The following is a 26,643-nucleotide window of genomic DNA, read 5'->3' on the forward strand; positions in this document are numbered from 1 at the left end:
ATTGCGGATCGTACTCGCCCACTACGGCACCGCGTCCCACCGCTATGGGCTAATTCATGCCGATATGCGGCTCGGCAACGTCCTGGCCGACGACAACAGCATCACCCTGATCGATTTTGACGATTGTGGGTTCTGCTGGTTCGCCTACGATTTTGCCGCCGCCATTTCGTTTTTCGAAGCGCATCCGGCGGTAAATGTCTGGAAATCGGCGTGGCTTCGCGCCTACCAGAAAATCCGCCCGCTCGACCACGAGGATCGCGAGGCAATGGAAACCATGATCCTGCTGCGCCGCATGGCCCTGCTCGCCTGGATCGGATCGCATAACGAGACAGTATTGGCCCAAACTCACATGCCCGGTTTCGCCCAAGATACCGCGCAACTGGCGTCAATTTATCTAGACCAGCGCCTCGTCACGCTGACTTGACCCCTGTGGGCCGTTCCGGATGGCAGCGGTAATGCCCCAGATCATCCCGGCAAGCAGATAATAGTGCCGCCAGTGGTCAATATCGATAATTGCCGCCTCGATCACCAGGATTGAAAAAGTTGATATCACCGGGATAAGCAGCAATCGGTACGGTGAGCGATGGCGTAAGCTGGAAATGCCGCGCCACAGGGTCACCAGCGCAAACAGATAATACATCGCCCCGCCGCCCCAGCCATAGACATGCAGGGTGCTGACATAGGTATTGTGGGGCTCTTCGGTGATCCTGAGATTATGAAACTCGCCCGCGCCAATGCCCCATGGATTGCTGAGGGCCAAGTCAAAGGCGTAGCCCTGCCGTCCAAATCGCCCGGTGGTGCCGCTGTCGTAACCCTGAGATGCGGTGCGCGTTTCAAATAGCTGATTGACTTCGGGGATGCTCAAAAGTCCTGCCAGTGCCACCACCAGTCCCAGCGTGCCAACAATGGAGAGGATCATGATCCGAACCTTGTCGTGCGCATTGGCTTCGAGCCAGAACACCAGCATCAGCACCAATAGCGAAGTGGCCGCCAGGTGTCCCCATGCCGCGCGCGAAAAGCTGACGAAAACCCCAACGAACAGCACCATGAACACTATGCCGGCCCAAAACGATCTGGCACCGCGACCCAAAAGAATGCGCTGCAGGGCATAGGCGGCGGGCAGGATGAGAAATGGCCCATAGACATTGGGGTCCTTGAAGGTCGCCTTGGCGCGTCCATAGCGAATGAACAGATCGGCGCCCGGCATCAGACCCAGATAGGCCAGAATGCCAATGAGCGAACAGATCAGCGCAATCGCTGTGTAGGCCCTCATGATCAGTCGGGCCCTGTGCAGCGTGGCCTCGGCCAGATAGTTGGCGAGGAAATACGATGTCATGAACAAGAACATCGTAACGATCACGAATACAAACGCTTCCGTGAAATCGGCATAGTTCACTTGAAACGCCGCAATCAGCGCAAATGGAATGAACACCATCAGGATCGCCAATAGACCCAGCGTCGACCTGTAAAGACCGATACCGGCAATAAAGGCCATCGGCAGCACCAAAAGAAAGGAGAATTCATATGGTGATGGCTCTACCAGCACCAATCCGCCGGTGAAAATCCAGAAGGCGACCAGAAGATCAAGTGTGCGGACCGCCTGGGCACGCAAATAGGCTGTGCCGAGCCCGTTTGTCCCGGTCTCAGATCGCGGCGCGCCAAAGTGCCCGATGGCGCTCAATAGGCGTTCTCATTCTTGGAAACCAGCGACAGCGGCGTCATCACCACGATGTACATGTCCAGAAGGATCGACCAGTGCTCGATGTAATAAAGGTCGTGATTGACCCGCTGCATGATCTTGTCGATCGTATCTGTCTCGCCGCGCCAACCATTGATCTGGGCCCAGCCCGTCATGCCCGGCTTGACGCGGTGGCGGGCGAAATAACCCTCGACCGCTTCATAATAGAGCTGGTTGGCCGCCTTGGCCTGCAAGGCGTGCGGGCGAGGGCCAACAATTGACAACTCGCCCTTGAGCACGTTGAACAGCTGCGGCAATTCATCAATGGATGTGCGCCGGATGAATTTGCCAACACGGGTTACCCTCGGATCATCCTTGGTCACCAGTTTGCTGGCGCTCTCGTCGGTCATATCGGTGCGCATCGAGCGGAACTTGAAAATCTTGATCAACTCATTGTTAAAGCCGTGTCGGTTCTGGCGGAAAAATACCGGACCGGGGCTTTCCAGTTTGATGGCAATGGCCGCCGCGATCATGATCGGCGACAGCAATATCAGCGCCGTAATGGCCACCACCTTGTCAAAAACCCATTTGAACACCAGGTTCCAGTCCGAAATAGGCCGGTCCGCCATATCCAGAACCGCAAGATCCCCGACATAGGAATAGGCCTTGCTGGTAAATTTGAGCGTGCTCATATGGGCCGACAGCCGAATATCGACCGGCAACACCCAAAGCTGGGTCAGCATCGCCAAAACCCGTTTTTCCGCCGATAGCGGCATCGAAACGATCACCAGATCTACCGTCGTGCGGCGCGCAAATTCCACCAGCATCCGCCACGGTGCCCAGTTTTGGGCATCCCGCCACCATTTCGGGCGAGCGGTCATCGACCCTGTCGTCGAAGAGCCCAAACAGCCGTATGTCGCTGGCTGCGCCCTGCCGGATCTGCTCGATCAACACCTCGGCATCCTTGCCGCCACCCACGATCACTGTCCGGCGTTTCAGCCGCCCCTGGCGTGTCAGGCGCATCACCAGCCCCCGCAGCGCCAGCCGGTAGATCGCCAGCAACACAGCGCCGCTGCCAAACCAGTTCAAAACCCAAATGCGCGACACCAGATCCGACGCCTTGAACAGAAACGTGCCAATCGCCAGCAGGGCCATGACAATCGCCCACCCGAGCAACACCCGGTTGATCTGCGTAAATATGGTGCGATAGGCCGCAATGCGGTGCGTCCGACCGATATTGAGCAGGACATTGGTCAGCAACACGGCGCCAAATACCAGCGCCACATAAAAGCCGCGCTGCGACCCGTGCAGATAGATTTCGAATATAACGTAGCCCAGCACAGTCAACAGCAATGCTTCGACTACCTGCGCCACGCCAACCACGACGGACCCCGAAAGAGTGGGCTCCATCGGCGCATTGATGATGGCTTCGGCTGGTGCCGACAGAACGCGATTAGCACCGCCATTGCTTGAACGCCTGTTGGCCTGCTCGGCCACCGCCTGCTGGGGGTCTACTCGATACATTATGCCACCGCCTGCTTCTTTTAGGTGCGCATTATTGGCCAAAGGAATGAAAAGACGATGAAAGTCGGCATACTAGCTTGTCGGTATTGCTGCCAGATATTGCGCCTCGATGGCGTCAGTCATGCGACCAACCGAAAAATGTTCGCTGATATGCTCAAGTCGTTGCCGCATGGAAGCCGCCGCAACATCGGGATGCGCCAGCGTCGTCTGCATTTTTGCCCTTAGCGCATCGGCATCGCCGGCCGGTACCAGGTCAGACGCGGTCGGTCCGAATATTTCACCAATGCCACCCACATTGGTTGCAATGACCGGCAATTTGGCCGCGGCCGCCTCCAGCACCACATAAGGCAGTGATTCCGCCAGCGACGGCACCAAGGCAACCCGTCCACGCGCAAACATTGCCCGCGCCGGCTGCGCCCCCACCAAATGGATGCGATCACCGAGGCCGCGCGTGGCAATCGCTGCCTCCATCGCCCCGCGTTCTCCGCCGTCGCCGGCGACTACCAATGTCGCCGGTTGGCCGTCAGGTCGTACCAATCCGTCCATCGCCTCGACCAGTGGAAATATGCCCTTGAGCGCGCGCAACTCCCCGACAAAAACAAAATCGGCCGCATCGCCATCGGCAGTGACCGGCTCGAATTCTTCCGGCGTCAGTCCATTGTAAATGACCGGGCTAGGGCAGGTTGGCTCACCGATCACCCGCGCATATGTCGCCTTTGCATATTGGCTTTCAAAAATCACGGCGGCGGTTTGGCGCATCAGCGCCCGCTCCAGAAAATGAAAAATGCGGCCCGTCGCAGATTGCGCCGAATAGTGCAAAACCCCACCGTGTGGCGTATAAAATGCTGCAGCCTTGGTGCCGCTGAGCCGCGCCAATCGCGCGTAAAAACCGCCTTTCGCGCCGTGACCGTGAACAATATCGATATGCAACTGTCGGCAAAGTCTGCGCACTGCCATCGGGGCCAACAAGTCGCCCTGGCCCAACAGGCGCGGCATCGCTACCCGGTGAATGCCAAGGCTAGCCGAACTCGCCAAATCCGCAAGTTTTGCCTCGGTTTGCCCGTCATTGGCAATGCTGTCGACAATCAGCCCGACCGCGTGGCCGCGCGACGCCAGTTCACGTGTCAGGTCAGCGACATGGCGAAATAGTCCGCCCACTGGCGCGCGCATGACCTGCAACACACGAAGTTGTTGATGGCTCACAAACTAGAACCAGCGTTCGCCGACGACAATCGTGTCGCCGGGATAGATCGGATAATCCAGGTCGACATTGCCCTTGACCATCTGGTTGCCCTGACGACGATAAACCGTGGCGCGATTGCGGTCCGCTGTTTCGGTAAAGCCGCCAGCCGTACTGATCGCGGCGCGAATTGTCATGCCGTATATATAGGAGAATTGGCCCGCATTGCTCACGGCGCCCTGGATAAAAAACGGCCGGTATTCAGCCACTTCCACCGCCACGTTCGGGTTGCGCATATAGCCGTTACTCAGGGCCTGGGCGATGCGCGAGGCCGCAACTTTGGTGGTCTGGCCGCGCACGATCACGGGACCGACAAGCGGGAAGGCGACGGCGCCGCTATCATCGATCCGATAGGTGTCGGTCAGGTCCGCATCGCCATATACGGTAACGCGCACCGCATCGCCAGTATCGAGAAGGTAGGGCCCCTTGACGTCCACGAGGTAGGTGTTCGGTCGCATTCCCGCGCAGGCGGCTAATGGCAGTACAAGAATGAGAACGGCAATCTGCAGCCAGCGCATGGGGAATCTCGTCAAATTGTATCCGCCCCACTGTCGGTCCATGATGGTTAAGAATTCACTTAAATTGCCTAAGTATGAATGCGATCTGCAACAGCCTTAACGGATTGCTTACCACGTTGGGTCGATAAGTAAGCGAACTGGACGAGGTAGATCATGACGCTTGATTCTCAGGCAGCACGCGATGCGAGAATAGATACAACGGCAATAATCGCCGCGGTCTGGTCCCGATTGCCGCGCATTATACTGGTTTCGCTTGTCGTTCTGGCAGTGACTTACGTCGCGTTGAGTTTCATGCCCAAGATTTATGATTCTTCAGCTGGAATTCTTATTGAGCCGCGCAGCAACATTTATACGCGCGCGACCAACGACCCGGCACCATCCACCAATGCCAATGATGCCGGCGTCGTCTCGAGCCAGATGGAGCTTCTCAAATCACGCGATACCCTGCTCAAGGTCGTGCGCTCTGAAAATCTCGGTGACATTCCCGAGTTTAATGGTGCCAGTGTCGGCTTCTCCCCGATTGCCATGATCAAGAGCCTGTTGGGCCGTGGCCAGACGCCCGAAGATCGGGACACCGTGGCTCTGGCGTCGCTCTATGATCATCTTACTGTTATTCAGGAGCGCGATTCCCGGATCATTACCGTGCACGTACGCTCAAAAGATCCCGAGTTGGCAGCTAAATTGGCCAATGCCGTGGCGCGGGCACATGTCGCCCGGCGCACTGAGCTTTCACTCTCCGACACCGTAGAAGCATCGGGCTGGCTTAAAGAGGAAATCGACAAACTTCGCATCTCGGTCGCCAAGGCCGAAAATGACGTCGCCAACTTCAAGGTCGACAATGACCTGTTTTCCGGCACCAACAACACCTCCTTGCTCGATCAGCAATTGTCCTCGGTCGCCAGCCAGATGAGTGCGGCCCAGGAGCGCAAGAATACCGCAATGTCGCGCGCCACGCTCATTCGCGGTTTGATTGATCGTGGGCAGCCCATAGATAGCGTTCCAGATGTCCGTGACAGGCTCGGTTATTCAGCAACTGACCCAGGACAAGGCGCGTTTGCAAGGCGAGCGTGCGCAAAAGTCGTCGACCCTTTTGTCAAACCATCCTGCCATAAAGGCGCTTACCGCTCAGATCGCCGAACTGGATAAGCAGATCGGCATCGAAGGGCGTCGCGTCGCGGACGCTCTTGAGGCCGAAGCGCAGATCGAAGCCGGTATTGAAACGTCGCTGCAAGCCGATTTGACCAAGGCTCAAGGGATCGGCATCAACCGCGACCCGAGAAACCGTGACGCTGGACGGACTTCAGCGTGAGGCCAAGGCTCAGCGAGACTTGTTGGAAGGCTATCTTCAGCGCTACAGCGAGGCGGTTTCACGCACCGACGCGCAGTCGGCCTTGCCCGATGTTCGCGTCGTCTCGTTTGCCGTACCCTCGGTGGCGCCTGCCTCACCCAAGGTGTCCTTTATCATGCTGGCGGTCGCCATTGTCCTGGTCGGCGGCCAACTCGGCTTTCTGATTTTTGCCGAGGCTCGCATCGGGTCGGGCCATCATTTACCGTCCTGATCAAACCGCACCTGCGGGTCACCAGGACAATCTCGCGCCAGACGAAGAGTTTGAGGCGGCAATGCACCAGGATTTTGTCGGGGACGATGTGCAGGACCCGGCTGAGCCGGTCGCCGCTGTCGCCGACTACGAACCCGAAATCGAGGTCGAGGAGTCTGAACCGACACCTGAACCACTCGAAGTCGATGACGACCTCGAGTATCACGCTAATTTGCAGCCATATAATTCTGATTATTCAGATGAAACGTCAGTCGAAGAGCCCGAGGAACGAGAGCAGGACACCTATATCGACTATGATGTGGCCGACGGCGCGCTGATGATCTCCGAGGCGGCTGGTGCCGAGGACGACACCATCGGCGATGATGCCACTCAAGACCAGATCGATCTTGTAGAACCCGACGACGTTCAACCGGTTGCCGAAATTGAACCGGACGACATTGTTGATCCTGACCCGGACGACGTTGTTGTGCTTGAACCCGAAGACATAGTTGAGCCCGAAACACTGGTCGCCGAGACAGCGCCGCCCAGCGAGACTGAATCGGCCGATGACGACGAGAAAACACCCGAAACCCGCCCGTCGCTACCACTCGATTTTGCAACATTGGCGTCCGATCTGGTCTTGGGGCGCACGCAGGTCGTTGTGTTGGCGGGGGGCGCATCGCATCGCGACTGTGCGGTTCTTGCCGATGTGCTCGCCGGTGAGGCGCTGGACCGCGGCTTGAGCGTTGCTTTGGTCGACGCTGGCAGCGGTATCCCCTCCACCGAACCCGGCATTGCCGACCTCAGCCTGGACGAGGCGAGGCTTTGGGGACGTCGTTCATAAATCGAGCGATGAAGGCTTTGCCGAAGTGCCCTGGGGTCACGCCAGCACGCTGGATCAAATGTCGACCAAGCCATTTACCCTTGTGGAAGCACTCAGTGATATTTACGAAGTCGTGATCGTCATGACTGGGCAAGTGGGTGCCAATTCATCATTGCCACTATTTGCCGACATTGGTGGGAGACTGGTTTTGGTGGCTGGGCCGCAACATGAAGATGAAGAACTGCAGGCAGCCCGCGAGCAGCTTGCCGACGCCGGCTATGGACATGCAGACATTGTTTTGGCGCCCCGCCGCGCTGCTGCTTAACAGGTCAGGTTTTCGTGTCACAACTAAAATACACCGCAATTTCGGCCATGTTCGAGGCGATATGGCTGGCCCGACTGCCTGGTGTCATCCGTCAATTGTCAAAGTCGCGTGGAGTCATTTTTACGCTCCACCGTGTGCTGCCCGAGGCACCGGCGGAATTTGCGCCAAACGCCATCCTGCAGGTCCAACCGGACTTTCTCGAGTACGCCATCAAGCGCGTCCGTGATCTTGGTCTTGATATTGTCACCATGGACGAGGCCATTGCGCGGCTGCGTCGCCCTGATGACGGGCGCAATTTCGTGGTCTTCACCTTCGACGATGCCTACCGCGATAATCTCACCCACGCCTTGCCAATTTTACGGCGGCATCAATGCCCCTTCACGCTCTATGTGCCAACCAAATTGGTTGACGGTCTGGGCGAAGTTTGGTGGCAGGCGCTTGAAGATATCATTGCGCGCCAAAGCGCCATAAAAGCCGAAATCGATGGCAACATCGAACAGTTCGACTGCACGAGCCTTGCTCAAAAAAAGGCTGCATTTGCGGTGATTTACCAGCACATGCGGGAAATGCCTGAGCCGGACAGAATTTCGCTCATGCGTACTTTGGCGAACGACTATGGATTGGATGCTGGACCAGCACTGCCGTGATCTGATCATGGATTGGCGGGAATTGGAGATTTTTGCCAACGAGCCCCTGTGCACCATTGGCGCCCATACCGTGCATCATTACGAACTTGCCAAATTGCCCCTTGATCAGGCGCGGGCCGAAATCACCCAGTCAATGGAGATCATCGAGGCAAAGTTTGGCCAAACGCCTACCCATTTCTCATACCCCATTGGCGCTCCCCAATCGGCTGGCGAGCGCGAGTTTGAACTGGCACGCGACATCGGCCTGAAATCAGCCGTCACCACGCGGCCCGGTGGGCTTTACGCGGGGCAGGCAGATAAATTTCACGCTCTGCCACGCGTTTCACTCAATGGCCTGTTCCAGTCGCGACGCTATATTGACGTCTTCGCCACTGGTGCACTCTTTTCCTGGATGGGCAAAGTCAGCGCCGCCTAGGGTCGGGACCATTTATCCGATAGGCGCAAGGACCGCTTCGAGCCAGCCGTCTTTGTAACCAGCTTGATAGTCATGCCGTCGTTAGTCATTTTGGGGCACATATTCGGCCACGAAATGGAGTATTTTGATGACAGGCACAGCTCAACCTCGCGTAAAAATCGCCTCGCTTACACACCACCTGCATGAGAGAGAATCGCTGGTCGTGCTGACTTGGCCCGACGATGCAGACAAACGCCTGTCGCTGAATGTGCCATTCGGCTGCAGTCTCGAAGCCCTGCCACAAGAGGCCATCAAGGCGCTTCGCAATTTATCTGACGAGTGCGCAGAACTCGCCGACGAAATGTCGAACTGAGTTTTTGGACATGCCGACCAAGCCATTGCGACCGAAAAATTCGTCCAAAATGCCGCCGTCAGCCCCAGCCAGAGCCATGGGTTCTAACTTTTGGCTCTGGACCCATTGTCGGCATGCAATCAAGATCTGGCCAATAGCCCCGTAGGGCGGCTGCGCCAAATCGTCCCAGTAGTGACCTAGGGACCACAAGGCCCTTTGCTGCCGCTCCTCGCAAACTCGGCTGTGGGCAGCGGCACCTTGTCGATCACGCGGCGACGTCCTTGCGACCAGCGCCTCGTTTTCCCGGATAGACACCGCCAGCGCCGCCTAGATCAAGACCCACATGCTGAGGGAAGCGAAGTCCGCTCGGCCCAATTTGCATTGTTTCTGCGGCGCAGCGGATGTTTTATTCTCGTTCCTGCAACATTAACGTCGCAACGCCGGATATTTCCATGCGCGACAAAAGATTATTGGCGGGAAACGGGAGCATCAGCCGTCCAATCGCTGCCCAATACAGCAACTTAGCGCGGGGCGCCGCGTGTGATTTGGACACTCCGCTTTTTATCAGAAGCGCTTCGGCGACTTTGATACGCCCTTGATCGACTTTCTCAACTTCTTTGGCAACAAGGGGCTGCACGGTCGACCATGACCTGATGGCACGTTCCAAGTCTTCACCAGAACAGAGTGTTTGTTGAAGGAGTTCATCCAGAGCCTTTTGGGGATTGATCGATTCCTGTGCGGTTTTGATTACTCGACCACTTGTGTGTTTCGACCAATGAGTGATCACAGCCGCATGGAAGCTCTCTAGGTTTTCAAAGTGATAGTAAAAACTCCCGCGCGTCACGTTGAGCTTTTTGGCCAGAGGTTGGGCTTTGAGAGCGCTATAGCCCCGGTCTTTTAGTTCAATCAAGGCTAGGTTTAGCCAGTCTTCCGACGTGAGTGGGCGAGTTTCCATGCACTAGACATACACATATGTATGTCCTATGCAACATACACATGTGTACTCTCGCGATATCTTGAAACCGGGGAACAAAATGAACCGTGCATTTACAAATATTCTTTGCAGCGATGTCCAGGGGACGGCACAATTCTATCAAGATCTTCTTGGCATGAAGCGTGCCGGTGACTTTGGTTGGTTTATTGTCCTGTCGCATGATGAAATGCCAAATTTTGAGATGGGGGTTTTGAGCAAGGATCATGAAACGATCCCAGCAGGGCTTTCTTCCGGCCCTGGCGGGTCCATTCTCACGTTTGTTGTGAACGACCTCGAAGACGTGCATGCAAAAGCGATTTCGATGCAAGCCGAGATAATTCAGGAGCCGATGGAGTTGCCCTACGGCCAGCGGCGTCTGATGTTACGTGATCCTGCTGGCTTTGCAGTCGATGTCAGTTCTCCAATCTGACAGAATACGCCAAAGCGAGCATTGGCGCAGCCAAAGCGAAGGTCGGAAATGTCCCCCATTGCCGTCGTCGGCCTCGTCCGACCTCTAGGCTCTGGCCCCACTATCTGCAGGCAAACTGCGTCCAGCCAATAGCCCGCGCTAGGGCAGCAACTCCAAATCATCCCAAAATCTGGCTCAGATACGACAAAGCCCGCTGTGACCGCTCCTCGCAAAACGCTGCTGTGGGCGTTGGAACCGTGCCGATCACGCGGCGAATTTGCAGATCGCCGACCAGCAAATTCAAATAGAGAATAACCGCCTGATCGCTGCGCTCAAACGAAAGCTGGCCTGCGCTTTGTGCTCGCTCCAGCACTTGGAGAAGCAGCGGCAGCACCGCATCGCGTCCCGCCTCGCCCAAAGCCGCGCCCAATTCACCACTGGCATCTGCGGCGGCGGCGCGGTTGAGGGCTATGGCGCGTTCGCCCAGGAGTAGGCCCAGCAGTTTTGGGCCAATCTGGCCAAGAATAACCAGAGCATCCCGCTCGGCGGAAAGTTCTTGTTCCAACAGCGCTTTGACTTCGGCCGCATTGCGCGAGACCAGCGCTTTGAAAAGACCCTGCTTGTCGCCATACCAATTGTAGAGCGTTTCGTTTGATGCCTTGGCCATGCGCGCGATGCCTTGCATCGAGGTGCCCGCATAGCCGCTCTTTTCCAGCAATCTATAGGCCGCAATCTCAATCTCTTCCTGTCGCTGTGATCTGGTTTGCGCGCGCATCACGACCTCTCATGGCATTGACAGTATCCGTAATAATAATTACGGATACATACAACCGTAATAGCAATTACGCCAAGGGAGATGACATGACAGCCCAACCCCAGTTTCTCAAGATTCCGCCGCTACTGACGTCATTCGCCTTCTTGTCGCTGGTGCTTTGTGGCGCAATCTTCGGCTTTTTCTACGCCTGGATTTGCTCGACCATGTGGGGGCTCGATACGGCCGAACCCACCGTCGCAATTGCCGCCATGCAGGCGATGAACGCATCCGTCCGTAACGCCGTCTTCGCACCGGCATTTTTCGGAACTCCGGTTATTCTTTTCCTCACCGCATGGCTGTCGCAAACCCAGCGGCGTAAACTGTCCGCGTGGGCATTTCTGGCCGCAGGCATTGTCTATTTGATCGGTGGGCTAGGGGCCACGATGGTGGTCAATGTGCCGATGAACGAAGCGTTGGCGCTGGTTGAAATTCCCCAAAGCACCCAAGCCGCGCAGCAGATATGGACCGATTATTCTGCCAAATGGCAGGTCTGGAATATCGCCCGCACGGTTGCCAGCGGCATCAGTCTGGCATTGATTGGCTTCGCGTTCCTGCACCTCAAAGAGGTCTGAGACTAGGCATTGTCGGGCTTGGCCATCCACCGGATCAGCACCATCGCCGGATAAAGCCACCCGAGGCCCGCCACGCAGAAATAGGGAATATGCACCCACCACGGCATTTCCTGCAGCAATCCCAGATAGACCCAGGTTCCCAATCCCAACCACACGGCGATCGAGACCAGAATCAGGACGATGCCAAGGAGTTTGCGGTTGGATTGGCTCATGGTGCGTCATCGCGGCTATTGCAGGACAAGTTTTCGGGGCTTACCACTCTCGGCGGTTCTCCGATACCGGGATAATGCCGTGACCATCGCCCAAGACGCCGCATCAATACCAACCACAACCGCCCCCGACCGGCTGCGACCGGTGCGGATTTGGCTCTATGTCATGGCCGCGCTGGTGCTGGGGATGGTCGTTGTCGGCGGCATTACCCGACTGACTGACTCTGGCCTTTCGATCACCAGTTGGAAGCCGATTTCCGGCATCATTCCACCCTTGTCAGATGCCGACTGGCAGGCCGAATTCGACGCCTACAAGACCATTCCCCAATATGAAGTGCTTAATAGCTGGATGACCTTGGACAATTTCAAGGCAATTTTCTTCTGGGAGTACCTGCACCGCCTGATCGGTCGATTGCTGGGTTTTGCCTTCCTCGCGCCCTTTGCCGTTTTCCTGTTGCAGCGCCGCTTGCCCCGTCGCCTTGCCTGGCCGCTGTTTGGCCTGTTTGTGCTGGGGGGCTTTCAGGGCCTGTTGGGCTGGTGGATGGTGACCTCGGGCCTGACCCAACTCACCTCTGTCTCCCAATATCGCCTCGCCGCACACCTCTGCGCTGCGTCACTGCTGTTCATGGCATTGGTGTTCGTGCCGCGCTGGCTCAAACCCGGTGCGCTCTCCGGAATTGTTCTGCCTCGCCACTTCTGGAGCGCGGGCATCTTGCTGGCGCTGATTTTCATTCAGATCGGGGCAGGGGCCTTCGTCGCCGGTCTTGATGCCGGCATGGGCTACAACACCTGGCCGCTCATGGATGGTTCGATAATACCGAACGGTCTCGGCGTTATTGATCCATGGTGGCGCAACCTTTTTGAGAATGCGCTGACCGTGCAGTTCATCCATAGATGCATAGCTTATCTCGTCGTTCTCTATCTCGGACTGCTAATTTGGCGTCAAAGTCGCACCGAAGGCTTTCTCGGCGTGCACGGCTGGCTAACACGTTTGGGGCTTTTAGTGCTCGTTCAGGTAGCACTTGGCATTGCAACGTTGCTCAATTTCGTGCCTTTGTCGCTGGCCATCGGCCATCAGGCAATGGCTTTCATGCTCGCCGGCGCCGTCGTCGCCTACCTCGCAGACATGGTTCGAAATCGCCAAAACCTTGAAGCGGTAATATAATACCGCATTTATAACATATTGAAAAACAACAACAATATAATACCGCTTGACTGCCCATCCCGCTATCGCTAAATGGCCGCGAAACTTCTGAGGAATATCGATATGAGCACCTACTCGGCCAAACCGAGCGATATCGACAAAAAGTGGATCCTGATCGACGCCCAAGGGCTTGTCGTGGGCCGTCTTGCGTCAATCATCGCCTCTCGCCTTCGTGGCAAGCATCTACCAACGTTTACACCACACATGGACATGGGCGACAACATCGTTGTCATCAATGCCGACAAGGTGAAACTGACCGGCCGCAAGCTGGATCAGCACAAATTCTACTGGCACACCGGCTTTGCTGGCGGCATCAAGGACCGTACGGCCCGTGAACTGCTCGAGGGTCGTTTCCCCGAGCGCGTGCTGGAAAACGCCGTGCGCCGCATGCTTCCCGGCGGCCCGTTGACCCGCGCACAGGCTCAAAAACCTCAAGGTTTATGCCGGTTCCGAGCATCCCCATGAAGCCCAGCAGCCGGCCAAGCTTGACGTTGCTGCGATGAATTCCAAGAACGTGAGGGTTAAGTAAATGGCTGAGACCATCAATTCTTTGGAAGAACTCGGCGGCAGCACGGTTGCCGACGCTGTATCAACTGCCCCTGTTCACGTGCAAAAGCTCGACTCACTCGGCCGCGCCTACGCAACCGGCAAGCGCAAGAACGCCGTCGCCCGCGTCTGGATCAAGCCAGGCAAGGGCAAACTGGTCATCAACGGCCGCGAATTTGCCACCTATTTTGCCCGCCCCGTTCTTCAGGCTCATCGTCAAGCAGCCAATCGTTGCAACCGAACGTACCGACCAGTACGACGTGACTGTTACCGTCGCTGGTGGCGGTCTTTCGGGTCAGGCTGGCGCGGTACGCCACGGTATTTCCAAGGCCTTGAACTACTTTGAGCCCGAACTGCGCGGCATCCTCAAAAAAGGTGGTTTCCTTACGCGCGACAGCCGCGTTGTGGAACGCAAGAAGTACGGCAAAGCCAAGGCCCGCAAGTCCTTCCAGTTCTCCAAGCGCTAAGCGCAACGACAATAAATTCTGCGAAGGGCCGGTAATTCGGCCCTTTTTGTTGACACCAATATTTGTCATCGCCACAGCGCATCGGCGGCCGATATGTCAAATCTGATTTCCCGATTTCATCTGCTACTACTGGCTGTGCTGCTGGCAATCACCGGCGTCATCCTGATGCGCGTCCCCGATGATTTCAGTTACGCGGCCCATTGGGGCGCGCATAGCCAGCCCGATTGGCTGTGGCCCCGCAATTTGGCGCTGAGTGGGGCACCTATTGCCGCGTTCCTCATAATGTTGGTGTTTATAGGGTTGGGATTGGGTTTGACCAAAAACCGACTTCTGCTCACCCGCCACATCCTTGATCCGGCGCTTACTGTCCTGTTGACCGTCATCGACGCCGTTCAGATGGGATTCTTGCTCATCGGCATTGGCTCTGATCTCGACCTGATCAAGCTGACGGCCTACGGACTCGGCGCGTTGCTTGTTGTGGTCGGCGTCGTTATGGCCGAAGCCGAGCGCAACAGCTATGCCGGCCTGCGGCTCCCATGGCCGATCAGGGGCGACAGGACGTGGCGTATCGTCCACCGCACCACGGGCATTGCCTTTGGGATGGCTGGTGCTGGCTTGCTGGCTGCTGCGTGGTTGAACGCTGATTTGAGTTTGTTGCTATTGGCACTAATTCTGGCTGTTACCTGTCCGGTCGCCGTCGCGGCGCTTGCAACCGCACTGGTCCCGGAACGATAACCCCTCAACCGGTCTGACTGAGCAGGGGCTTACGTTTTGCCCGACGTTTTTTCTTTTTGGACGTGCCGGGCACGAAATTGGCCATCACTCGCTCAATCACCTTGATCGCCTTGGCAGTGCCGTCTTCAGCGATCAGATGCTCGCTCAAGGTCGCTGCATTTTTGCGATAGTCTGGATTGGTGCTCATGTTCGCAAGCGCATTGGCCAGGAGCTCCGGTGTCAGTTTGCGCAGCCTGACCGGCTTTGGTCCACAACCCAGTTCGTATACCCGTCGTCCCCAATAGGGCTGGTCAACGGTCTGGGGAACGACAAAGGTCGGGCGGCCAAGGTGCAAGCCGGCTGATGTGGTGCCGGCACCACCATGATGGACAACCGCGCTCACATATTGAAACAGTTTGTCGTGTGGCGCTTTTTCGATGGCAAATATCGAGATCGGGAAGATCGTTGGGGTTGATCCCGCCCCAACCACGCGCCACCACAGCACGACCGCCCCACTGCCTGACCGCTTCCTTGAGAATCTGTGTGTTGCGTTCGGCACCGAACGGCATCGAGCCAAAGCCAATATAGACTGGTGCGTCGCCAGCGGATAGAAAATCCTGAAAAGCCTGCGACGGTTGCCAGTCGCTGTGGTCGGGCAACTGCCAGTAGCCGGTGACCAATGCTGTTTTCGGCCAATCACGGGGACGTGGCGAAACCGCAGCGGAATAGGCATAAAGCGTAGTGAGCGCAGAGCCGTCGGTGTTCTTGAAGAAGCCGCCCTTCTTGCGTGATTCCAGCCCCATCAACTCACGCCGGAGTTTGTTGCGCGGCAAATTGTAGTAAATTTGCTGCACGGTCATCGCGGTATAGCTGAGGCGGTTGAACGCCCGCCCGAAATCGGCGCCATAATAGATACACAACGGAAATTCGCTGGTAGAATTCAACGGCTGCAGGGCCACCATGACGGCTGGAATATTTAGAGCCTCGGCAATGTCGATGCCAAAACTGGTGTTCATGTTCAAAATGACGGCGTCGGCACCCTGGCACATTGTCCAGGCGTGGCGCGCCGCCGTATCGACAATCTGCTGACCTTGGCGCAGCAGCGACGGGCCATTGATGAGCATTGACTGACTCATCGCATTCTCGAAGCGGGATTGCTGCAGGAAGGCCTGAATCGAGGGTCCAAGCGAATGGAATTCGATTCCATAGCCGGTGACCATGTCCTCAAACTCTTCTGATGCCCCCAATACCACCGAGTAGCCTCGATTTTTGAGACTAATTGCAAGGGCCAGATAGGGTTGAACGTCGCCTTGCGTGCCTATCGTGACCAGGGCAATGCGCTTCAATGTCGAACCTCATTATACGCCGCTAAGCACCGAAGGTTGGCGTCCTTCGGGCCATTTACAATACCGGGAACAGCATTTAAGAACGGCCCTACTAGCGGAATTCATTACAAAAATCGCGCTCGAAGGGCAAGAGTTATGCCAACGCTGTACACCGTTGCTTTGCTTGTAGCCTCGCTCGCCGGCAAATTCCGGTATGCGACAAACTGTGCGCGAGGCGCGGCGAACGCTCTTTAGGCTCTTCCCGCGGGCCACTTGGTGGCCGGGAAGAGCCGAACACGATGTATGGCGCATCTTGCGCTTTTAACCCGTTTGCAACCATAATTCCGCGATAATCTTCTACTTCTGCTGGAGGGGAGTGGCGCTAGGCGCGTCGCGGCCATTTTGGTCTAAAGGACCGCTGAGGAAATCATGAGCGAAGACTTTCATCGCATTCGCCGCCTGCCACCTTATGTGTTTGAACATATCAATCCGATCAAGGCCAAGGCGCGCGCCAGTGGCGTCGACATTATTGATCTGGGCATGGGCAATCCCGATTTGCCGACCCCGGAACACATCGTCAACAAGCTCAAGGAAACGGTGCTCGATTCGCGCACGCATCGCTATTCCGCTTCCAAGGGCATTCCCGGTCTCCGCAAGGCCCAAGCCTCCTATTATGGACGTCGGTTCGGCGTAAAACTCAATCCCGACACCCAGGTTGTCGCCACCCTTGGATCCAAGGAGGGCTTTGCCAATGTGGCCCAAGCCATCACGGCGCCCGGGGATGTGGTGCTGGTGCCAAATCCGACCTATCCCATCCATTCGTTTGGATTCATCATGTCGGGTGGCGTGGTTCGCTCCATGCCCGCAGACCCCAACGAGGAGTTTTTGCGGGTGCTGGATCGGGCGGTCCGCCACTCGATCCCCAAGCCAATCGCGCTTATCCTAAATTATCCGGCAAACCCCACCGCCTATACGGCAGACCTCGATTTTTACGCTGAAGTGGTCAAATATTGCCGGAACCAAGGCATCTTCATCCTGTCAGATCTCGCCTATTCAGAAATCTACTTTGACGACGCACCGCCGCCATCGGTTCTACAAATTCCCGGCGCCATCGATATCGCCGTCGAATTCACTTCAATGTCCAAAACCTATTCGATGCCGGGTTGGCGCGTTGGCTTTGCTGTAGGCAACGAGCGTTTGATTGCCGCTCTTGCACGGGTCAAATCCTATTTGGACTACGGCGCATTTACGCCCATTCAGGTCGCTGCCGCTGCCGCTCTTAACGGCTCGGACGACGTGATCGACGAAGCCCGGAAAATATACCAGCATCGTCGTGACGTTCTTGTGGACAGCTTTGGTCGCGCCGGTTGGAACATTCCCGTGCCAAAGGCGACAATGTTCGCGTGGGCGCCTATTCCTGAGCAGTTTGCCCATCTCGGTTCACTTGAATTTGCAAAAATGCTGATCCAGGAAACCGGCGTTGCCGTCGCACCTGGCGTTGGATTTGGCGAATATGGCGACCAATATATTCGCTTGGCATTCGTGGAGAACGAACAGCGTATTCGTCAGGCTGCGCGCGGCATCAAGAAATTGCTTGGCGGCAAGGATGCATCCAGAACCAACGTAGTGCCGCTCAACTCGGCGAAATAGCGTTGGCATGGCTGCCCCAGAGTTCGGTCGTGGCCATGCCAACAAAAAATGCTGCAATGTCCCCGCACAGGTCAGGTTGCACAGCTAACCCTATTGACGGCTAGGTGGTTTCCTATTCATGTGCGCGCATGAGTGATATTCAGTCTTTCCGCCAAGCCGTTGAAACCTTTATTGCCGCCCGTGGGTGGACGCCAACGCGCTTCGGCCGCACCGTGGCGGGCGACCCCTTGTTCGTCTTTGACTTGCGCGAAGGGCGTGAGCCTCGCAGCGAAACGCGCGCCCGCATTATCAAGGCGATGCAGGATCTTGGGGACAATGCCGTCGCAACGCCCTTGCGTCTGGGCGTTGCGGGCCTTGGCAACGTTGGCGCTACCTTGGTCAGTATCTTGCAGCGCGACGAGGTCGCACTAACCAAGAAACTGGGACGGCAGATCGTGGTAACCGCCGTGGCAGCGCGCTCTCGCTCACGTGATCGCGGCATTGATATTTCAGACCTCGAATGGTTTGACGACCCGGTCGCTTTGGCGAAATCTGATAATATTGACCTGTTCGTCGAACTGATTGGCGGCGAGGACGGTCCCGCCTATGCGGCGGTAAAGGCCGCGCTGGAAATTGGACGTCCGGTGGTAACTGCAAACAAGGCCCTGCTCGCCAAACACGGCGTGTCACTCGCCAAAATTGCGGAGGAATCCGGCGCGCAACTTGGCTTCGAGGCTGCGGTGGCTGGCGGTATTCCGGTCATCAAGACTCTGCGCGAGGGCTTGGGGTCGGCCAGCATCGCACGCGTCTATGGCATAATGAATGGCACTTGCAATTACATACTGACGCGTATGGGCAATGAGGACATATCCTTTGCCGAATGTCTGCGTGACGCCCAGGACCTTGGCTATGCCGAGGCAGATCCGACTTTCGATGTCGACGGATTCGACACCGCCCACAAGCTCGCCATTCTCGCTACTCTCTGTTTTGGCTATGAAATTGCGCCAGACCAGATGCAGGTTGAAGGTATTTCCAAGATCAGCCAGGCCGACATCAGGGTTGCCGCTGAGACTCGGTTATAAGATCAAGTTGCTGGGCATGGCGCTGCGCACCGACGATGGTGTTGAGCAGCGCGTGCACCCCGCATTCGTGCCCAAGACCAGCGCCATTGCAGGCGTTGATGGCGTCATGAACGCGGTGGCGCTGGAAACCGACCATGTCCACGAACTGCTTTTGGCCGGACCGGGGGCGGGTGGTCCACCCACGGCATCCTCGGTACTGTCCGATATTCTCGATATCGCCCGCGGCACGCGCGTGCCACCATTGGGCGTGCCCAGCCAGGAACTCATGCCTTTTAAGTCGGCGCCGGCCCGCGATCATGATGGTGGCTTTTACATCCGCATAAACGCCCGCGACGTGCCGGGTGCTTTGGCGGCCATCGCCACCCGCATGGGCGAGCGTTCAATATCCATTGAAAGTGTCATTCAGCGCCCCGATCTGCGGGTAAAAGACGAGATGCTTGATAGCCCCCCACTCGTACCGTTGTAATGCTCACCCAAAAGACCCAGGAAAGTGCCGTGCGTGAATCGCTTGCGCAGATTGCTATGGATGGGTTCATAGTGGGCGAGCCGCAGGCTCATACGCATCGAGCTTCTGTAGCTGCGGCAAGGGGGAGATCAGTATGAAGGTTACCAAGGCCGACGGCGAACGGCGGGCCGCTGTCATTGAACGCAACCTGACTCTGGAATTGGTACGAATTACTGAACGCGCCGCCGTGGCGGCCGCCGGATGGCGCGGCAAGGGCGACGAAAAAGCTGCTGACGCCGCAGCCGCTGGGGCCATGCGAGCGGAATTGGACCGCGTACAGATCAGCGGCAAGATCGTCATTGGTGAAGGCGAAAAGGGCGAGGTCGAACAACTATATATTGGCGAAAATGTTGGCGCCGGTGGTGGTCCCGAGGTTGATATCGCCGTGGATCCCCTTGAGGGCACAACCCTCTGCGCAAAAAATCAGCCGGATTCAATCTGTGTGTTGGCCGTGGCGGAGCGCGGTGGCCTGCTCAATGTCGCCCGCGATCTTTATATGCACAAGATCGCCATTGGCGCCGGTTACGCAGCCGATCTGGTTCACATAGATCGATCGCCCACCGAAAATGTGACGGCGCTCGCAAACGCCAAGGGTGTGCCGCTCAGCGAAATTACGGTCTGCGTGCTTGACCGCCCGCGCCACGCCGCATTGATCGGAGAGTTAAGGGCGGCCGGAGTAGCGGTTAAATTGATCAGCGACGGCGACATCGCCGGTGTCATCCACGCGGTAAACACTGAAGACACCGGCATCGATATCTATCTGGGATCCGGCGGCGCCCCCGAGGGTGTTTTGGCAGCAGCGGCCTTGCGCTGCATTGGTGGACAGATGCAGGGCAAGCTGATCTTCGATAGCGCGGACAAGCGCGAACGCGGCGACCGGATGGGCATTTCGGACTTCAACCGGATCTATGATGTTTCGGATCTGGCGGCTGGCGACGTGCTGTTCACCGCTACAGGCGTCACCGACGGCAGCATGTTGCAAGGCATTCGCTTGCGCCGCGACTATATTCAAACCTCGACGGTCGTCATGCGGTCGTGGTCGCAAACCGTACGTTGGATCACGGCGCGTCATGCACGATAAATTGCGCCATTGACCCAATTGCCCGCCAACTTCCTTGATGTTACCGCCTCGGTCACTGGGCGTAGCTGGGTTGACCGGTTGGACGCTAATCAGACCCGTATCGCTGCCGCGATCAGCCAGCGCACTGATGCCTCAGAAATCCTCGCGCGCGTCCTGGCAGGGCGCGGCGTTGGCGTTGAGGATTTTGAAGCCTATCTCGATCCAACCCTTCGCGGCTTGATGCCCGACCCCTCGGTGATGACCGACATGGACGCGCTGGCCGAGCGTTTGGCACGCGCCACCAGCAACGGTGAACATGTCGCTCTGTTCGGCGACTATGATGTTGATGGCGCCAGTTCCTGCGCCCTGATGGCGCGTTATTTTGCCCATTTTGGCAATCAGGTGACCGTGCATATTCCCGATCGGATATTTGAGGGCTACGGCCCCAATATCGCGGCCATGGACAGTTTGATTGACGCAGGCGCGACCCTCATAGCGACCCTCGACTGCGGCACCACCAGTACGGCGCCCATCGCCCATGCGCGCGGGCGGGAAGTCGACGTTTTGGTGATTGACCATCACCTTGCCGATCATGGCCTGCCTGAAGCGAGCGCACTGGTAAACCCAAATCGCCCCGATGATATCTCCGGCCTGGGATACCTTTGCGCCGCTGGCGTAACCTTTATGGTGCTTGTCGCGGTCAATCGTTTGCTGCGACAGCAAGGGGTATCCCAGCTTCCTGATTTGATGCGACTGCTTGACCTTGTGGCATTGGCAACGGTTTGCGACGTAGTCCCGCTCAAAGGCTTGAATCGCGCGTTCGTGGTCAGGGGGCTTGAAGTTGCCCGGGCGGGCAAAAATCGCGGCATCGCGGCGTTGGCATTGGCCGCGCGGGTTAATGGCCCGCTAAATCCCTACCACCTTGGTTTCCTGATCGGGCCCCGGATCAATGCCGGCGGCAGAATAGGGGATGCGGCACTTGGAACGCGGCTGTTATCACTCGATGACGAGCATCAGACACTGGTCATCGCGGCACAGTTAGAGGAACTGAACGGCGAACGTCAACGCATTGAACTTGACGCTGTAGAGGAGGCGAGTCGCGTCGCCGAAGCAGAAATAGGGCTCGGCGAGGGTCCTTCAGTGCTGGTTCTGGCGTCGGCAAATTGGCATCCGGGCGTTGTCGGGCTGGTGGCAGCGCGATTGCGCGAACGATTTGAGCGTCCAGCCTTCGCGATCGCGCTACGCCCGGACGGTACCGGCACCGGATCGGGGCGCTCCATGCCCGGCGTTGATCTTGGATCGGCCGTCATTCAGGCGGTAAGCGCTGGTCTGATTGGCAAGGGCGGTGGCCACGCGATGGCGGCTGGTGTCACACTCGGTCATGGCCAAATCGGCCCGTTTCGAGCCTATCTCAACGAAGTGTTGTCGGCACCGGTCGCGGCAGCCCGCGCCGCAGCCGCGCTCTCTATCGATGCGGCACTGACGGCACGTGGCGCTTCAGTGGACTTTGTGCGAGAGGTAGAACGCGCCGGTCCGTTCGGCTCCGGCAACCCCACGCCAATCTTTGCCTTTCCAGCACATCGGATCAAATTCGCCCAGATCGTTGGCAAGGGCGGTCATGTCAGCTTCACCCTTGGCGCCGGTGACGGTGCCACCATCAAAGGTATTGCGTTTCGCGCGGCAGGCCAGCCAAAAGGTGATGCACTTTTGAATGCCAGCAGCGACACACTTCTGCATGTCGCAGGCACGCTCGGCGTCGATCACTGGCAGGGTCGCGAGCGTGTCCAGTTGCGACTAGTCGATATTGCCCGCCCCAAACCATTGTGAGCGCGAAACTTTTCTCTGATCCGTTCCGTTGGTTCCTGCGTATCAATCTAGCAGGCACGGCGGAGAACTCCTGACTATGACGCAAATGAATATAGCGGTAATCGGATCGGGAATTTCTGGACTTTCAACGGCTTGGCTGCTTTCCCGGACTCAGAATGTCACGGTTTTCGAAAAAGATTCGAGATTAGGTGGACACACCAACACTGTATTGGCTGCGACGCCGGACGGCACGGTACCAGTCGATACCGGCTTCATCGTCTTTAACGAGCAAAACTACCCCAATCTAACTGCGTTCTTCGATCATCTCGGCGTCGGGACCACGAAATCCGATATGGGGTTTGCGGTGTCGGTCGCTGGTGGTCGCATGGAATATAGCGGCAGGCACCTAAACGGTCTGTTTGGCCAGCGTCGCAACATCGTTCGGGTCGAACACTGGCAGTTGGTTGGCGACATTATGCGCTTTTTCCGCGAGGCCGAAAAACAGATTGCCACCTGTGCGCACGATTTGACTATTGGGCAATTTCTGGAAGAATTCGACTACTCCAAGGTTTTCGTCGAGGACCATATATTGCCGATATCGGCCGCAATCTGGTCAACGCCGGCTCGAGGTATGCTGGAGTTTCCAGCCAAATCCTTCATTGAATTTTTTGCCAACCACAATCTGTTACAGGTCGGCAATCGCCGTAAATGGCGCACAGTGTCCGGCGGTTCGCGCGAGTACGTTACCCGAATAATGTCAGAACGTCGTTTCGCAACTAAAACCAATGCAGGCGTAACCACCGTGGTTCGGCATAATAACGGAGCCGAATTATTTTTTGCCGATGGCACCCGCCGTCATTTCGATCAGGTCGTATTTGCCTGCCACGCTGATCAGACGTTGCGGCTCCTGGCCGATGCCAGTGATGCCGAGCGAAATATTCTATCTACCTTCAAATTTACAGCCAATCGGGCGGTATTGCATACCGATGCGTCGTTCATGCCCCGACGGAAGCACCTATGGTCGGCGTGGAACTACTTGCGCGGCGGCGCTGGTGGCGATGAATTGAGCCTGACCTATTGGATGAATCGGCTCCAACCGTTGCCCACCAATACCAATATTTTTGTGACGCTCAATCCGCAGCGCGACTTCGCCCCGGGCACCGTTCAGAAAACTATCGACTATGAACATCCCCTATTTGACGCTGCTGCTATCAGCACTCAGTCGGACCTGTGGCAAATTCAAGGCGTACAAAATTCCTGGTTTGTGGGCGCCTGGATGGGGTACGGGTTTCATGAGGATGGGCTTCAAGCAGGTCTGGAAGTGGCCGAACGCATTGGTCCGTCAATTCGTCCCTGGATAGTACCCGAGCAGCGTGGCCGAATAGCCCACAACTGGGTGCAAGGAGATCAGCGGCTGTGGGCGGCAGAGTAGACCCGGGCGCGTCAGGCGCAATCTATGTCGGCGATGTAGTGCACAAGCGTGCGCGACCCAAACGTCATATGCTTCGCTATTCGGTATTTTCGATGCTGGTCGATCTGGATCAGATTGAATCACTGGATGAAGAAATGCGCTTTTTCTCCTTGAATAGATTCAATCTAGTCTCATTTCATAACAAGGATTTTGGTCCACGCGATGGCACCTCTATCGCCGCATTCATTCGACAAAGGGCCGTCGAAGCAGGATTGCAGCAAAATATCGCCCGTATCCGCATGCTGGCCTATCCGCGCATGTTTGGATTTGGCTTCAACCCGTTGACGGTCTACTTTTTGGACGACGAGGACAACCGCACGCGAATGCTGGTTTATGAGGTGCGCAATACATTTGGTGAGCACCACTTTTATCAGGCGTTCGTGGGGGAGCACAGAAAGGTCATCAGCCACGACGAATCCAAGGCATTTTACGTGTCTCCGTTCAATGGAATTGAGGGCACATACCGATTTTCGATCCGCCCTCCAGGCGACAACGTCTTCATGGGAATCGTGCTGACAACCGGTGAGGGCAGTGTGCTTACAGCTTACTTCGCAGGCGAGCATACGCCGCTAAGTGACGCCAAACTCTTGAAACTCGCACTTGCATATCCACTTATGACCGCTAAAATAATGGTGGGTATTCATTGGGAGGCGCTGCGTCTGTGGCTGAAGGGTGTGCCGCTTACGCTCGGCATCAGGCACAAAACGCGGGACAATCACCCAGCGCCTCGGTAGTTTCGGAATAGCAAGCAATGAGTAAAAGTGCTGTAGATCAGTCCAATAGCGGGGCAACGCTGTGGACCCGGCTGTTTTCCAGATTCTCAGAATGGGCTGGTGTACGACTACTAGGAACGCCACGCTTCGGGGCGTTGACCGTTACCCTACCCAACGGGCGAACTCGAACTGTCGGGAACGCCGCCACGGGCGAGCACGCTGTCGTCAAACTCAAGAATTTGAACGTTTTAAGCCAAGCTATGCGACGTGGAACCGTTGGTTTTGCGGCCAGCTATATGAATGGCGACTTTGAAGTTGATGATCTGACCGCCTTGTTCAGGTTTTTCCTGCAGAATCGCGACCTTTTCGACAAGGCGAATCCGGGTCTGTTTCGCCGCGCCGCCAAAGATCTGGGTTATCATCTGTCTCGACGCAATACACTCGAAGGCTCCAAGAAAAATATTGCCGAACACTATGATCTCGGCAACGATTTTTACGGTCAGTGGCTCGACCCATCCATGACCTATTCTTCGGCAGTCTTCACCTCGGGCGACCAGAGTCTGGAAGAGGCCCAGCGCCTGAAATATCACCGGGTCGCCGACATGGCCGGCATCACCGAGGGTGCCAGCGTATTAGAGATTGGCTGTGGATGGGGCGGTTTCGCCGAGGCCGTGGCACGAGACTATCGGGCCCATTTGCGTGGAATCACGCTGTCGTCCGAACAACTGCGCTACGGCCAGGATCGCCTTCGCGCTCAAGGCCTGGACAATCTGGCAACCCTGTGTTTCGAGGATTATCGCGCCACAACTGGCCAGTTCGACCACATCGCGTCGATTGAAATGATCGAGGCGGTAGGTGAGGACAATTGGCCAAGCTATTTTCAGACGGTTCACGACCGGTTAAAGCCCGGTGGAACCGCCGCAATTCAAGCAATTACCATCGATGAAGCCGATTTTGATGGCTATCGTAGTGGACCCGATTTCATCCAGCGCTATATTTTCCCTGGCGGCATGCTGCTGACTAAGACCGTCATGCGTCAGTTTGGCGACAAGGTCGGGCTCGTGCTGGAAAACTCTGAAACCTTCCGCCTATCCTACGCCAAAACACTACGACTTTGGCGTGAGCGCTTTCTTGAACGCTGGTCGATGATAGCGCCGCTTGGCTATGACGAAGAGTTCCGGCGCAAGTGGATATATTATCTCTGCTACTGCGAGGCCGGCTTTGCAGAGGGAGCCATCGACGTGGGCATCTACCAATATAGAAAGCCCGCCTAAGGTCCTGACCGGACTCGGGCATTTCTACTTTTTGGGCTTTGGTAGCAATTTGCTGGAGAACCAAAAAAATAATGGATAGGGCAGCCACCGGATAAATTTCATCAGCCACACCATCCGGCGCGGAAACGCGATCTCGAACCGATCCGACCTGCACAGACCGTCGACAATGCGTTTGGCCGCATCTTCGGTTTCCATCAGAAACGGCATCGGAAAGTCGTTCTTGGCGGTAAGCTCGGACTTTACGAATCCGGGTGCAATCATCTGCACAACGATATTTCTAGGCGCAAGGCTCGGCGCGCATAGTCTCGAGCAAATTGATCAACCCGGCTTTGGTGGCGGAGTAGGCGGCGGAACGGGGCAGGCCAAAGTAACCGGCAACGGATGCAATCACGGCAAACTGTCCGCCGCCCTGCTTGTCGAGCCTGTGCGAACAGCGGGTTAGCCACCCGTATCACCCCCATAAAATTGGTGTCTACGATTTTGCTGAACGGCTCAAGCGCATAGTCTCCGACGCGACGAGGTTGCCAGGCTGCGGCCCCGAATAGTGTCAGATCGATCCGGCCATAAGTGTCAACCAGTTCGCCTATTACGCGCACAACAGCGTCGCTGTCGGTTACGTCGAGACCAAACGGCTTGATGTCGCGCCCCTCCGCCACTGCCTCCAATTTCTCTACTCGGCGCCCCGAAATCGCCACTCGCCAGCCTGCGTCAGCCAGTTTTTGCGCAACAGCGGCCCCGATTCCCGAGCCGCCGCCGATGATCCAGGCTACTTTTCCTTCAGCCATCTCAAAGTCCAAATAGTGGTTGCAGCGTGCGGATCAGGCGACTCCG

General features: G+C 56.8%; 30 protein-coding genes and 4 pseudogenes. 22 read left to right on the plus strand and 12 right to left on the minus strand.

Annotation, left to right across the window (positions count from 1 at the left end; translation table 11 throughout):
* Position 1 precedes the first annotated feature (1 nt).
* Positions 2 to 424: a phosphotransferase enzyme family protein gene (locus PSQ19_RS02100; RefSeq protein ID WP_282219425.1), complete on the plus strand. Its 423-nt coding sequence runs from the start codon at positions 2 to 4 to the stop codon at positions 422 to 424.
* Here the strand turns inward: PSQ19_RS02100 and PSQ19_RS02105 are convergent.
* The 5 genes and pseudogenes from PSQ19_RS02105 to PSQ19_RS02125 form a co-directional block, all read right to left on the minus strand.
* Positions 395 to 1,681: an O-antigen ligase family protein gene (locus tag PSQ19_RS02105; protein ID WP_282219426.1), complete on the minus strand. Its 1,287-nt coding sequence runs from the start codon at positions 1,679 to 1,681 to the stop codon at positions 395 to 397. The genes PSQ19_RS02100 and PSQ19_RS02105 overlap by 30 nt on opposite strands.
* Complete coding sequence (locus PSQ19_RS02110) at positions 1,678 to 2,559, minus strand: exopolysaccharide biosynthesis polyprenyl glycosylphosphotransferase (RefSeq protein WP_328517717.1); 882 nt, start codon at positions 2,557 to 2,559, stop codon at positions 1,678 to 1,680. Before PSQ19_RS02110 ends, PSQ19_RS02105 begins: the two co-directional genes overlap by 4 nt.
* Before the next feature lies 1 nt (position 2,560).
* Positions 2,561 to 3,202, minus strand: a pseudogene (locus PSQ19_RS19275) (undecaprenyl-phosphate glucose phosphotransferase); the annotation flags it as partial.
* Positions 3,203 to 3,274: 72 nt separating this feature from the next.
* Positions 3,275 to 4,405, minus strand: coding sequence for a glycosyltransferase family 4 protein (locus tag PSQ19_RS02120; protein ID WP_282219428.1), 1,131 nt, complete (start codon positions 4,403 to 4,405; stop codon positions 3,275 to 3,277).
* Between the two features lie 3 nt (positions 4,406 to 4,408).
* Positions 4,409 to 4,960: a polysaccharide biosynthesis/export family protein gene (locus PSQ19_RS02125; protein ID WP_282219429.1), complete on the minus strand. Its 552-nt coding sequence runs from the start codon at positions 4,958 to 4,960 to the stop codon at positions 4,409 to 4,411.
* 153 nt (positions 4,961 to 5,113) lie between these two features.
* Between PSQ19_RS02125 and PSQ19_RS02130 the strand changes: the two genes are divergently transcribed.
* From PSQ19_RS02130 to PSQ19_RS02165, 8 genes are all read left to right on the plus strand, one after another.
* Positions 5,114 to 6,106 carry a GumC family protein gene (locus PSQ19_RS02130; RefSeq protein WP_282219430.1) on the plus strand — a complete coding sequence of 331 codons (993 nt, stop codon included), beginning with the start codon at positions 5,114 to 5,116 and terminating at the stop codon, positions 6,104 to 6,106.
* On the plus strand, positions 6,051 to 6,269 hold the full coding sequence (locus PSQ19_RS02135; protein WP_282219431.1) for a hypothetical protein: 219 nt from the start codon (positions 6,051 to 6,053) through the stop codon (positions 6,267 to 6,269). The genes PSQ19_RS02130 and PSQ19_RS02135 overlap by 56 nt, the downstream gene beginning before the upstream one ends.
* Positions 6,244 to 6,519 carry a hypothetical protein gene (locus PSQ19_RS02140; RefSeq protein WP_282219432.1) on the plus strand — a complete coding sequence of 92 codons (276 nt, stop codon included), beginning with the start codon at positions 6,244 to 6,246 and terminating at the stop codon, positions 6,517 to 6,519. The genes PSQ19_RS02135 and PSQ19_RS02140 overlap by 26 nt, the downstream gene beginning before the upstream one ends.
* 61 nt (positions 6,520 to 6,580) lie before the next feature.
* Positions 6,581 to 7,342: a hypothetical protein gene (locus PSQ19_RS02145; RefSeq protein ID WP_282219433.1), complete on the plus strand. Its 762-nt coding sequence runs from the start codon at positions 6,581 to 6,583 to the stop codon at positions 7,340 to 7,342.
* A 58-nt stretch (positions 7,343 to 7,400) separates the two neighbouring features.
* Positions 7,401 to 7,646: a P-loop NTPase family protein gene (locus tag PSQ19_RS02150; protein ID WP_282219434.1), complete on the plus strand. Its 246-nt coding sequence runs from the start codon at positions 7,401 to 7,403 to the stop codon at positions 7,644 to 7,646.
* A 14-nt stretch (positions 7,647 to 7,660) separates the two neighbouring features.
* Complete coding sequence (locus tag PSQ19_RS02155; protein ID WP_282219435.1) at positions 7,661 to 8,293, plus strand: polysaccharide deacetylase family protein; 633 nt, start codon at positions 7,661 to 7,663, stop codon at positions 8,291 to 8,293.
* Entirely contained in the window at positions 8,262 to 8,708 is a 447-nt protein-coding gene (locus tag PSQ19_RS02160) for a polysaccharide deacetylase family protein (RefSeq protein WP_282219436.1), read from the plus strand. The genes PSQ19_RS02155 and PSQ19_RS02160 overlap by 32 nt, the downstream gene beginning before the upstream one ends.
* Before the next feature lie 127 nt (positions 8,709 to 8,835).
* A complete protein-coding gene (locus PSQ19_RS02165; RefSeq protein ID WP_282219437.1) occupies positions 8,836 to 9,060 on the plus strand; it encodes a hypothetical protein in 225 nt (74 codons plus the stop codon).
* Between the two features lie 385 nt (positions 9,061 to 9,445).
* Here the strand turns inward: PSQ19_RS02165 and PSQ19_RS02170 are convergent, their stop codons facing one another.
* Entirely contained in the window at positions 9,446 to 9,949 is a 504-nt protein-coding gene (locus PSQ19_RS02170) for a TetR/AcrR family transcriptional regulator (RefSeq protein ID WP_282219438.1), read from the minus strand.
* Positions 9,950 to 10,073: 124 nt separating this feature from the next.
* Between PSQ19_RS02170 and PSQ19_RS02175 the strand changes: the two genes are divergently transcribed.
* Positions 10,074 to 10,442 (plus strand): VOC family protein, encoded by a 369-nt coding sequence (locus tag PSQ19_RS02175; protein WP_282219439.1) that lies wholly within the window; start codon positions 10,074 to 10,076, stop codon positions 10,440 to 10,442.
* A 157-nt stretch (positions 10,443 to 10,599) separates the two neighbouring features.
* Here PSQ19_RS02175 and PSQ19_RS02180 read toward each other — a convergent pair whose 3' ends face one another.
* On the minus strand, positions 10,600 to 11,196 hold the full coding sequence (locus PSQ19_RS02180) for a TetR/AcrR family transcriptional regulator (RefSeq protein ID WP_282219440.1): 597 nt from the start codon (positions 11,194 to 11,196) through the stop codon (positions 10,600 to 10,602).
* A gap of 86 nt (positions 11,197 to 11,282) precedes the next feature.
* Here PSQ19_RS02180 and PSQ19_RS02185 point away from each other — a divergent pair, with 86 nt between their 5' ends.
* Complete coding sequence (locus PSQ19_RS02185) at positions 11,283 to 11,807, plus strand: anthrone oxygenase family protein (protein WP_282219441.1); 525 nt, start codon at positions 11,283 to 11,285, stop codon at positions 11,805 to 11,807.
* 2 nt (positions 11,808 to 11,809) lie between these two features.
* Here the strand turns inward: PSQ19_RS02185 and PSQ19_RS02190 are convergent, their stop codons facing one another.
* Positions 11,810 to 12,019 (minus strand): DUF2842 domain-containing protein, encoded by a 210-nt coding sequence (locus PSQ19_RS02190; RefSeq protein ID WP_282219442.1) that lies wholly within the window; start codon positions 12,017 to 12,019, stop codon positions 11,810 to 11,812.
* 79 nt (positions 12,020 to 12,098) lie between these two features.
* Between PSQ19_RS02190 and PSQ19_RS02195 the strand changes: the two genes are divergently transcribed.
* The 4 genes and pseudogenes from PSQ19_RS02195 (at position 12,099) to PSQ19_RS02210 (ending at position 14,968) form a co-directional block, all read left to right on the plus strand.
* Entirely contained in the window at positions 12,099 to 13,181 is a 1,083-nt protein-coding gene (locus PSQ19_RS02195; protein ID WP_282219443.1) for a COX15/CtaA family protein, read from the plus strand.
* Positions 13,182 to 13,283: 102 nt separating this feature from the next.
* A pseudogene (gene rplM / locus PSQ19_RS02200) lies at positions 13,284 to 13,749 on the plus strand (50S ribosomal protein L13).
* Positions 13,750 to 14,233: pseudogene (gene rpsI / locus PSQ19_RS02205) on the plus strand (30S ribosomal protein S9). It begins immediately after the preceding pseudogene.
* 93 nt (positions 14,234 to 14,326) lie between these two features.
* Complete coding sequence (locus tag PSQ19_RS02210; RefSeq protein WP_282219444.1) at positions 14,327 to 14,968, plus strand: SdpI family protein; 642 nt, start codon at positions 14,327 to 14,329, stop codon at positions 14,966 to 14,968.
* A 4-nt stretch (positions 14,969 to 14,972) separates the two neighbouring features.
* Here the strand turns inward: PSQ19_RS02210 and PSQ19_RS19280 are convergent, their stop codons facing one another.
* Both PSQ19_RS19280 and PSQ19_RS02220 read right to left on the minus strand, forming a co-directional pair.
* Complete coding sequence (locus tag PSQ19_RS19280) at positions 14,973 to 15,350, minus strand: glycosyltransferase (RefSeq protein ID WP_328517719.1); 378 nt, start codon at positions 15,348 to 15,350, stop codon at positions 14,973 to 14,975.
* Positions 15,259 to 16,293 (minus strand): glycosyltransferase, encoded by a 1,035-nt coding sequence (locus PSQ19_RS02220; protein ID WP_282219446.1) that lies wholly within the window; start codon positions 16,291 to 16,293, stop codon positions 15,259 to 15,261. Before PSQ19_RS02220 ends, PSQ19_RS19280 begins: the two co-directional genes overlap by 92 nt.
* 408 nt (positions 16,294 to 16,701) lie before the next feature.
* On the opposite strand from PSQ19_RS02220, the gene PSQ19_RS02225 reads away from it, so the two are divergent.
* From PSQ19_RS02225 to PSQ19_RS02255, 7 genes and pseudogenes are all read left to right on the plus strand, one after another.
* Complete coding sequence (locus tag PSQ19_RS02225) at positions 16,702 to 17,922, plus strand: LL-diaminopimelate aminotransferase (protein ID WP_282219447.1); 1,221 nt, start codon at positions 16,702 to 16,704, stop codon at positions 17,920 to 17,922.
* A gap of 296 nt (positions 17,923 to 18,218) precedes the next feature.
* Positions 18,219 to 19,586: pseudogene (locus PSQ19_RS02230) on the plus strand (homoserine dehydrogenase).
* A complete protein-coding gene (glpX, locus tag PSQ19_RS02235; protein ID WP_282219448.1) occupies positions 19,583 to 20,569 on the plus strand; it encodes a class II fructose-bisphosphatase in 987 nt (328 codons plus the stop codon). Before PSQ19_RS02230 ends, glpX begins: the two are co-directional and overlap by 4 nt.
* A 9-nt stretch (positions 20,570 to 20,578) precedes the next feature.
* Positions 20,579 to 22,375, plus strand: a complete 1,797-nt coding sequence (gene recJ, locus PSQ19_RS02240) for a single-stranded-DNA-specific exonuclease RecJ (RefSeq protein ID WP_282219449.1) — start codon at positions 20,579 to 20,581, stop codon at positions 22,373 to 22,375.
* Positions 22,376 to 22,460: 85 nt separating this feature from the next.
* Positions 22,461 to 23,786: an NAD(P)/FAD-dependent oxidoreductase gene (locus tag PSQ19_RS02245; RefSeq protein ID WP_328517756.1), complete on the plus strand. Its 1,326-nt coding sequence runs from the start codon at positions 22,461 to 22,463 to the stop codon at positions 23,784 to 23,786.
* Positions 23,771 to 24,559 (plus strand): DUF1365 domain-containing protein, encoded by a 789-nt coding sequence (locus PSQ19_RS02250; protein ID WP_282219451.1) that lies wholly within the window; start codon positions 23,771 to 23,773, stop codon positions 24,557 to 24,559. Before PSQ19_RS02245 ends, PSQ19_RS02250 begins: the two co-directional genes overlap by 16 nt.
* Positions 24,560 to 24,576: 17 nt before the next feature.
* Positions 24,577 to 25,812, plus strand: a complete 1,236-nt coding sequence (locus PSQ19_RS02255; RefSeq protein WP_282219452.1) for an SAM-dependent methyltransferase — start codon at positions 24,577 to 24,579, stop codon at positions 25,810 to 25,812.
* Between the two features lie 24 nt (positions 25,813 to 25,836).
* Here PSQ19_RS02255 and PSQ19_RS02260 read toward each other — a convergent pair whose 3' ends face one another.
* Both PSQ19_RS02260 and PSQ19_RS02265 read right to left on the minus strand, forming a co-directional pair.
* Positions 25,837 to 26,073 (minus strand): Rossmann-fold NAD(P)-binding domain-containing protein, encoded by a 237-nt coding sequence (locus PSQ19_RS02260; RefSeq protein ID WP_282219453.1) that lies wholly within the window; start codon positions 26,071 to 26,073, stop codon positions 25,837 to 25,839.
* Positions 26,070 to 26,597: an SDR family oxidoreductase gene (locus PSQ19_RS02265; protein WP_282219454.1), complete on the minus strand. Its 528-nt coding sequence runs from the start codon at positions 26,595 to 26,597 to the stop codon at positions 26,070 to 26,072. The genes PSQ19_RS02260 and PSQ19_RS02265 overlap by 4 nt, the downstream gene beginning before the upstream one ends.
* Between the last annotated feature and the right edge of the window lie 46 nt (positions 26,598 to 26,643).

The organism is Devosia algicola (genome assembly GCF_028816455.1).
In the GTDB taxonomy this organism is placed as follows: Bacteria; Pseudomonadota; Alphaproteobacteria; order Rhizobiales; family Devosiaceae; genus Devosia; species Devosia algicola.

Bases quoted from the DNA above. Each gene is read 5' to 3' on its own strand.
- glpX (WP_282219448.1), top strand. From the start codon at position 19,583: ATGAAGGTTACCAAGGCCGACGGCGAACGGCGGGCCGCTGTCATTGAA.
- PSQ19_RS02225 (WP_282219447.1), top strand. From the start codon at position 16,702: ATGAGCGAAGACTTTCATCGCATTCGCCGCCTGCCACCTTATGTGTTT.
- PSQ19_RS02180 (WP_282219440.1), bottom strand. From the start codon at position 11,196: ATGCGCGCGCAAACCAGATCACAGCGACAGGAAGAGATTGAGATTGCG.
- PSQ19_RS02165 (WP_282219437.1), top strand. From the start codon at position 8,836: ATGACAGGCACAGCTCAACCTCGCGTAAAAATCGCCTCGCTTACACAC.
- PSQ19_RS02125 (WP_282219429.1), bottom strand. From the start codon at position 4,960: ATGCGCTGGCTGCAGATTGCCGTTCTCATTCTTGTACTGCCATTAGCC.
- PSQ19_RS02210 (WP_282219444.1), top strand. From the start codon at position 14,327: ATGTCAAATCTGATTTCCCGATTTCATCTGCTACTACTGGCTGTGCTG.
- PSQ19_RS02245 (WP_328517756.1), top strand. From the start codon at position 22,461: ATGAATATAGCGGTAATCGGATCGGGAATTTCTGGACTTTCAACGGCT.
- PSQ19_RS02150 (WP_282219434.1), top strand. From the start codon at position 7,401: ATGTCGACCAAGCCATTTACCCTTGTGGAAGCACTCAGTGATATTTAC.
- PSQ19_RS02145 (WP_282219433.1), top strand. From the start codon at position 6,581: ATGCACCAGGATTTTGTCGGGGACGATGTGCAGGACCCGGCTGAGCCG.
- PSQ19_RS02185 (WP_282219441.1), top strand. From the start codon at position 11,283: ATGACAGCCCAACCCCAGTTTCTCAAGATTCCGCCGCTACTGACGTCA.
- PSQ19_RS02160 (WP_282219436.1), top strand. From the start codon at position 8,262: ATGGATTGGATGCTGGACCAGCACTGCCGTGATCTGATCATGGATTGG.
- PSQ19_RS02110 (WP_328517717.1), bottom strand. From the start codon at position 2,559: ATGACCGCTCGCCCGAAATGGTGGCGGGATGCCCAAAACTGGGCACCG.
- PSQ19_RS02260 (WP_282219453.1), bottom strand. From the start codon at position 26,073: ATGATTGCACCCGGATTCGTAAAGTCCGAGCTTACCGCCAAGAACGAC.
- PSQ19_RS02190 (WP_282219442.1), bottom strand. From the start codon at position 12,019: ATGAGCCAATCCAACCGCAAACTCCTTGGCATCGTCCTGATTCTGGTC.
- PSQ19_RS02175 (WP_282219439.1), top strand. From the start codon at position 10,074: ATGAACCGTGCATTTACAAATATTCTTTGCAGCGATGTCCAGGGGACG.
- PSQ19_RS02130 (WP_282219430.1), top strand. From the start codon at position 5,114: ATGACGCTTGATTCTCAGGCAGCACGCGATGCGAGAATAGATACAACG.
- PSQ19_RS02255 (WP_282219452.1), top strand. From the start codon at position 24,577: ATGAGTAAAAGTGCTGTAGATCAGTCCAATAGCGGGGCAACGCTGTGG.
- PSQ19_RS02265 (WP_282219454.1), bottom strand. From the start codon at position 26,597: ATGGCTGAAGGAAAAGTAGCCTGGATCATCGGCGGCGGCTCGGGAATC.